We start from the raw sequence: 6,412 nt of genomic DNA, 5'->3' as shown, positions 1-6,412 counted from the left end.
CCCCCCCCGGCCGGTGCGGTTGACGTGGGCACGGCGACGGCTGTGACGGTGACGTTCAGCGAAGCCCTGGACGCAAGCACCCTCACCACGAGCACCTTTGAGCTGCGCGACGGATCGAACGCCCTGATGCCGGGGGTCGCGCGTTATCGCGCGTCAAACCGGTGGGTCGTCCTGAACCCGATGCCCACACCCGCCGCCTTGGCGAATTACACAGTACCGATCAGGGGCGGGACAAGTGATCCACGCGCCAAGGACGTTGCTGGCAATGCATTGGCGGTCAACCGGGTATGGTCCCCTACCACGTGGTGACACTGGCATGCGCTCGGGTGTCGGTTTGTTATTTTTGTCGATGGCCTTGTGCAGCGGTTGGGCGGCGGTCGGCGAACCGGCGGCGAGCGAGCGCGGCCGGCGCTTGTTCGATGGCGAGTTGCCGCTGCGCTCGCGCGTGGCCGGACACACCTCACCGCTGCCGCCGCAGGCCGGACGCTGCGTGAACTGTCACGTCGCCGGTTCGGCCGGCCCCACTGTTTCGGCAAGCGCTGCGACGCGTTCGTTCGGGCCGTTGATCACTGCGGAGATGCTGACTCAGGCGCTTGCCCGCCGGGGCGGCCCGCCCTCGCGCTATGACGAAGCTGCGCTGTGCAGACTGCTTGCGACCGGTGTGGACCCCGCTGATGTCATCATTGCGAGCAACATGCCCCGGTATGAGATGTCAGCGACCGACTGTCATGCGTTGTGGACTTATCTGATTCGGCCCGGCAGATGATCCGCCTCCAGTTGCGCACCGGATTTACGCAACGCCGCTCGCTGATTCTTGGAGCGGCGGCCGCGTGCATCGAGCCATGGGGCCTTGCCGAGGCCCACGCGGCGGCCGGCCCGGTCGCGCCGCCTCAAGCGATTCCGGTCATAGCCGTCACGAGCACGGGCGGGCAGTCGATCGAATTGAGTCGCTTGCTGACGGGTGGAATCACCGCCGTGCAAACAATGTTTACGGGGTGCACCGCCACCTGTCCCATTCAGGGGGCGATCTTCGCGGACGTCCAAAGACACCTGGGTCCGGCCGACACCAACCTGCGTTTGTTATCCGTCTCGATCGATCCCCTGGGCGACGACGCCAGGGCCCTGAGAACCTGGCTCGGGCGCTTCGACGCTCAGCCGCAACGCTGGCGCGCCGCGGTGGTGCGGATGAGCGACGTGGACCGCTTGCTCGACTTCCTACGCAGCCGCGCCGACGGCCCCGATCGGCACACGGCCCAGGCCTTCCTTTTCAATTCGAAGGCTCAACTGGCTTTTCGCACGACCGACTTGCCCACCGGCAATGACGTGGCGAACCTGATGAGAGAAATGGCCTCGATGCGCTGAGAGCGAGCCGCGCAAGCGTTTGCAGGGGCCGCCCGCCTGCTCCAATTTGCTGGAGAACGGTCTCGCTGGCAGCTCGCAGGCAAGGGTGGTGGGCGCAGCCACGCGGCTCCACAATCGGCGTGAAGGGCACGATCGCGTTACGAGAGCACGACCGGAAAGAGCCATCGAGCATGTACGAGTCGTACTTCGGGATCAACCGTTCGCCGTTTCAGTTGACGCCGGATCCCTGGTTTTACTTCGCCAGTCGAGGTCACCACGCGGCGCTTGCCGCCATGAGGCTGGGCTGCAGCGGCGGCCGGATGTTCACGCTGGTGAGTGGCGAGATCGGCTCCGGAAAGTCGATGCTGGTGCGAAGCCGGCTCGACGAGTTGGACGCCAGCATCCTGGTGGGCTACATCAGCAGCACTCAGCTGAGCAGTGAAGAACTCAGACGAGCCGTGTGCGGCGCCTTCGGTGTGCCCCTGAATGATCAGTCGATCCCGAGCTGGGAGGCCCAATTTGCGGGCTTGCTCGCGTCGCTTCGCGCGAACGGCAGGCGTGCCGTCCTCGTCATCGACGAAGCTCAGCACCTCGACCGGGCCGGGCTTGCCGTCCTCGAGGCTTTGGCTACTGGGCCGCCACGGGACTTGCCGTTGCTCGAGGTCTGGCTGGTGGGGCAGCCCGAGTTGCGGCGGTTGGTCGATGCCCCCGAACTCGCGGCGTTTCGCCGACTGATCGGTGTTTCCTGCCAGCTCGGGCCGCTGGAGCCGATGGAGACCCAGGCCTACATCGAGCATCGCTTGCGCAAGGGGGGCTGGTCGGGCCGACCGAGCTTCGAAGCCGAGGCCTTCGAGTCGATCCATCGTTGCACCCGCGGCATCCCGCGGCGGATCAACCGGCTGTGCAATCGCCTGCTGCTGACCAGTTTCCTGTCGTCGGCCGTGCTGATCGATGCCGTTGCGGTGGCGCGTGCATCGCGCGATCTGCAGCTGGAAACCGAAGAGGGGGACATTCCCTCAGGCTCGCATTTCCCGGACGCGGCGAGGCTCGATGCGTCGGATCGAACCGGAGCCCGACCCGCTCTGCCTTGCCTGCCCGAGCATGTCGAGACCCTGTCGGCCGGTCGCCTGATGTGCGTCGTCGGCGGCCAAGGCGATCACGTCAAGGCCGCTGCGCTGATCAAGGCCGTTCTCGATTGCGAGGAACCCAGGGCTTGCACGCTGGTGCGTGCTTTCAGGAACGACGCCCTTCAGCGGCACCGGCTGGTGTTCGACCAGCTCGACACCCATCCCGACTGCATCGAACTCGACGTCACCGCCAACTCCCCGGCGGTGCAAACCGCGCAGATCGCCGATCGCTTCGAGCGGCTCCTGAAGGCGAACTCGCCCTGTGGTGTCGTGGTGTTCGACGGCAGTGCCCTGGCGCTTGCGTGCACCGTCGTGGCCAGCAAGCACGGGATACCCGTCGCAAGCGTTGGCGCCGGCGTGCGCCTGCTCGAACGCACGCGCACCGGCGATCTGACGCGCATGCTGACGGATCGCCTCGCCAGCGTGCTCTACACGTCCGACGAAGCGGCCAGCGAGAACCTTCGGCTCGAGGGGATCGCGGCATCTTGCATCCATTGCGTGGGGGCGATTGGGGCGGATGCGCTGGCCCTGAGTCGGCGCGCGGGCGGTGATGCAGCCCCCGCGTGGCAGTCCCTCGTTCCGAGCGAAGTGATCACGGACCGGCGGGGCTACGGCTTGGTGGTCCTCAACAAGCCGGCGAACGTGGAGCGTCGCGACCGGCTTGCCAGCCTCGTGCAAGTGCTTCGCCAGGCCCGGCGCGATCTTCCGCTCGTGTGGCTGATGGAGCGGCGGACCGAGCAGCGGCTCATGGATTTCGGCCTTTCCAAGGTGATCGCCAGCGAAGGCATCGTGTGCCTGCCGATGCAAGCCCATCCGGATTTGGTGCAGTTGCTGAGCCAGGCGACATGCCTTCTGTCGGACTCATCGGTCTCGAACGACGAGGCCCTGGCGTTGAGCGTGCCTTGCCTGAGCTTCACGGATCCGGCAGATCGGGAGTGCGGAGCGGGTGCCGCCGCCGCGATTGCAATTGGAGCGGACCCGCGGCTCGTTAGGCGGGCCTTGTGGGAAATTCTCTATGGCGCAAGCCGGCCGTTGAGCGTGCCTGTGCTTTGGGACGGTCAAGCATCCTCGCGCATCGCAAAGCATGCGCACTCGTGGACAAGGGCGAACCGAACGTCTGCCCCCGCGAAAGCGAAGGCGCTCGCAGCGGCTGCGCCCGCTGTGCGACAAACCGGCGGCCTTTATGCGCTGAGCCGGCAGGGCTGACTCACAGACGCGCTCAAAGACTTGCTGCAGCGTGGCGGGCGCGCTCTCCCGGCCCGTTGCCTTGCGTCTGCACCCTGCGCACGTTGCGCTATGAAGCGGCGCGAACCCCCGATCAAGGGCCCCCCGGTCAAGCGCCCCCCGATCACGGGAAAAGCGGAACGACCCGGGTTCCCGTCCGGAAAACGTACGACACAATTTCTGGACGCGGCAATTCGCCATGCATCGAACCGGGGAAGTCCATGAAATCCACTTTCAGATCCATATCGCTGCTGGCAGCGTTGCTGGCCTGTAGTTCCGCGCATGCAGCGTTAGACGGTCAATCGTTCTCAGCGTCCTACAGGATCCCTGCATTGGACACGCCGTTCCCTTCTGCGAGCTTCACACCGTCTTCCTTTGTCGTCGGCGCAGGAGTCGAATCACTCGTGAACGTGGAGGATCTGACCTCCATCTCCATCGATTTCAGCGACACCGGACTCAGTCTCGTGCTCAACACCACGCTGGCTCAGCCGACCTGGACCACCGCACCTTTCAATGGTCTCGTCTTCGACCTGACTTCGCCCGGCCCGCTGGGAATCACCGGCGCGTCGATCGACGCGCAAACGACCATGATCGGGTTCGATTCGAGCCGGGTCATCCTCGACAACGGCCGAATCGCGATCAACTGGAACGGCCTGAGCTATGTGGACGGCACCCGCGTGGTTGTCGACTTCACCACAGCGGTTCCGGAGCCCGAGACCTATGCGCTGATGCTCGCCGGGCTCGGAATGGTGGGCGGTCTGGCGTCCTGGCGGCGAAAGAGCGGCCGCGCCTGATCGTTCTCCGCCCGCAAATCGCTCGCCTCTGGCTTCGGCCCTGAGGCCGTAACAGTAGCGGCTTGGTTTTGTCGTCGTTCCGGCGTCCGTCGGCCTGCTCAGCGCTCGCGCGTCGGCGGCTTCGCTCCGGGCTTCGCAGACCGCAGTCGCTCCACTGCCTTCTGGCAGACCGCTTTCTCCTCATCACCCAGGTCGACGAGCGCAAGCAGCGCCGCCAGCGGCGTGAGCACCGCCCCCAGCGAGACGCCGGCCAGCGCGCGCGCGGCGAGCGCGCCGGTTTCCAGGCTGACATCGGGTTCGGCGAAGCTCCCCTCGATGCGCACCGCCGAGCGCAGTGCCAGCGGCGAAAAGAACAGCGTCACGTAAGCGAGGTTCTCCGGCGTGCCGGAAAAGTGATTGGTGCCGCTGGCGCGGCCCGAACTGGCAGGACACGCCGATCAGCCGGCGAAAGGCCGCGACTTGCGGAGCATCGAGCAATTGCCGCCTTCAGGCTGCCCCACCAACCAGATCTCGAGCAGCGGCGAGGCCTGTGATGGTCCGGCAACCAGAGCATCGAGAACCGCAAGCCCGGCTCGGTCAAGGTGTTGCGCCTCGTCGATGACGAGGACGGCACGTCTGCCTTTTGCGCCAAGCGACGCGAGCAAGCCCGCAAACCGAGCCTCCCAGCCGGGCATCGATTGATCGTTCAGAGGAACGCCGAAGGCGCCAGCGACGGCACGCCTCAGTTCATCGCTGCTCAACTGGGTGCTGCTGACATATCCCACCAGCACGCTGGCATCCAGCTCGTCGAGACGGCTTCGCACGAGCATCGACTTTCCGGAGCCGATCTCACCGCTCACCACCGCGAACATCCGACCCGGGCCGCAACCCTGCCTCATGGCGGCGAGCGGCAGCCTGGTGACCCCCGCTGCCGAAGTAGAACCAAGGATCGGGAGTCAGTTGAAACGGCGAGCGGGTGATCCCGAACTGCGACTCGTACATGCTTGACGGCTCTTTCAGCAATCCCTGTCGCTTGCCGGTCGTGTGCGCGGGTCCTGCTCCATGAGGCTCCCGCGGCGGTGCAAGCACAGCGCCGGCGGTTGTGGGTCAGCGCTGCCCGGCCATCCAGCCCCGGATTGCGGGCCGAGGTGGACCGCTCGGACCTGACCGGCTAGAGCAAGGCGGCCGCTATCCCGCCGCGCCTCCTTCATACAGGGGGGATTGAGCAGCGCGTGAATTGCCGGACACTCTCATGCGGGCCCGCAGGATCAAGCAGGGATGGCAACGTTCCCCTGCGAGGCACGAAACGCCGCTCGATACATCGGATGCAACGCTGACCAACGCGAGGTGTCCGCGACCGCAGGTACGGCAACGAACGAACATGCAGCTCGGGAGACGCTTTTGGTGACTGTCGCAGTTGTCGAGTCAGGGTACATCGGCAGCTATGTCGAGGGCGCGCGCGTGAACGTTCTCGGCTTCGCGTTCGAGGAGCACTGCGCCGACATTCGCAACAGCAAGGTGATGGACATCATTGCGGACGACCAAGCCAGCCTCCAAGAGTGCGGCTTGCACGTTCGGCGCCTGTGACCCCGACAAGCCGAGGAAAACCCCGAATGCCCATCGCCGACAGCGTGACGTTAGGAGAAAACGTCCAGATCTTCCACCCGTCACTGGTGAACCTCTACGGGTGTGCGATTGGCGACGACACAAAAATCGGAACCTGCGTGGAGGTTCAGAAGAATGCTGTGATCGGCGCCCGGTGCAAGATCTCTTCGCACACCTTCATTTGCGAGGGCGTCGTCATCGAAGACGAAGTTTTTATCGGCCACGGCGTGATGTTCACCAACGATCGTTATCCGCGCGCCGCCAATGCCGATGGCAGTCTCCAGACGGACACGGACTGGAGCGTCGAAGCAACTCGCATCAGGCGCGCCGCGTCGATCGGCA

General features: G+C 65.3%; 9 protein-coding genes. 7 read left to right on the top strand and 2 right to left on the bottom strand.

Going from position 1 to position 6,412, the window contains the following annotated elements; all coding sequences use genetic code 11:
* From H0W38_RS13915 to H0W38_RS13895, 5 genes are all read left to right on the top strand, one after another.
* The coding region (locus tag H0W38_RS13915) for an Ig-like domain-containing protein (RefSeq protein ID WP_292455047.1) at positions 1 to 309 on the top strand (309 nt) is incomplete at its 5' end.
* A gap of 7 nt (positions 310 to 316) precedes the next feature.
* On the top strand, positions 317 to 766 hold the full coding sequence (locus tag H0W38_RS13910) for a hypothetical protein (protein ID WP_292455045.1): 450 nt from the start codon (positions 317 to 319) through the stop codon (positions 764 to 766).
* Positions 763 to 1,362, top strand: a complete 600-nt coding sequence (locus H0W38_RS13905; protein ID WP_292455042.1) for an SCO family protein — start codon at positions 763 to 765, stop codon at positions 1,360 to 1,362. Before H0W38_RS13910 ends, H0W38_RS13905 begins: the two co-directional genes overlap by 4 nt.
* Positions 1,363 to 1,532: 170 nt before the next feature.
* Positions 1,533 to 3,674 (top strand): UDP-N-acetylglucosamine 2-epimerase, encoded by a 2,142-nt coding sequence (locus tag H0W38_RS13900; RefSeq protein WP_292455040.1) that lies wholly within the window; start codon positions 1,533 to 1,535, stop codon positions 3,672 to 3,674.
* A gap of 350 nt (positions 3,675 to 4,024) precedes the next feature.
* Entirely contained in the window at positions 4,025 to 4,486 is a 462-nt protein-coding gene (locus H0W38_RS13895; protein ID WP_292455037.1) for a PEP-CTERM sorting domain-containing protein, read from the top strand.
* A 98-nt stretch (positions 4,487 to 4,584) separates the two neighbouring features.
* On the opposite strand, the gene H0W38_RS13890 is transcribed toward H0W38_RS13895, so the two are convergent.
* Both H0W38_RS13890 and H0W38_RS13885 read right to left on the bottom strand, forming a co-directional pair.
* On the bottom strand, positions 4,585 to 4,848 hold the full coding sequence (locus tag H0W38_RS13890; RefSeq protein ID WP_292455034.1) for a hypothetical protein: 264 nt from the start codon (positions 4,846 to 4,848) through the stop codon (positions 4,585 to 4,587).
* Between the two features lie 75 nt (positions 4,849 to 4,923).
* Positions 4,924 to 5,364, bottom strand: a complete 441-nt coding sequence (locus H0W38_RS13885) for an ATP-binding protein (protein ID WP_292455032.1) — start codon at positions 5,362 to 5,364, stop codon at positions 4,924 to 4,926.
* Between the two features lie 448 nt (positions 5,365 to 5,812).
* On the opposite strand from H0W38_RS13885, the gene H0W38_RS13880 reads away from it, so the two are divergent.
* Positions 5,813 to 6,052 (top strand): hypothetical protein, encoded by a 240-nt coding sequence (locus H0W38_RS13880; RefSeq protein ID WP_292455030.1) that lies wholly within the window; start codon positions 5,813 to 5,815, stop codon positions 6,050 to 6,052.
* Positions 6,053 to 6,078: 26 nt separating this feature from the next.
* The coding region (locus H0W38_RS13875; RefSeq protein WP_292455027.1) for an N-acetyltransferase at positions 6,079 to 6,412 on the top strand (334 nt) is incomplete at its 3' end.

This window comes from Methylibium sp. (assembly GCF_013817365.1).
Lineage (GTDB): Bacteria > Pseudomonadota > Gammaproteobacteria > Burkholderiales > Burkholderiaceae_C > Methylibium.
This window is presented reverse-complemented; position numbering and strand designations above follow the sequence as displayed.

What these genes read in the sequence shown, in the direction of transcription:
- H0W38_RS13905 (WP_292455042.1), top strand. Translation starts at nt 763, where the DNA reads ATGATCCGCCTCCAGTTGCGCACCGGATTTACGCAACGCCGCTCGCTG.
- H0W38_RS13885 (WP_292455032.1), bottom strand. Translation starts at nt 5,364, where the DNA reads ATGAGGCAGGGTTGCGGCCCGGGTCGGATGTTCGCGGTGGTGAGCGGT.
- H0W38_RS13910 (WP_292455045.1), top strand. Translation starts at nt 317, where the DNA reads ATGCGCTCGGGTGTCGGTTTGTTATTTTTGTCGATGGCCTTGTGCAGC.
- H0W38_RS13900 (WP_292455040.1), top strand. Translation starts at nt 1,533, where the DNA reads ATGTACGAGTCGTACTTCGGGATCAACCGTTCGCCGTTTCAGTTGACG.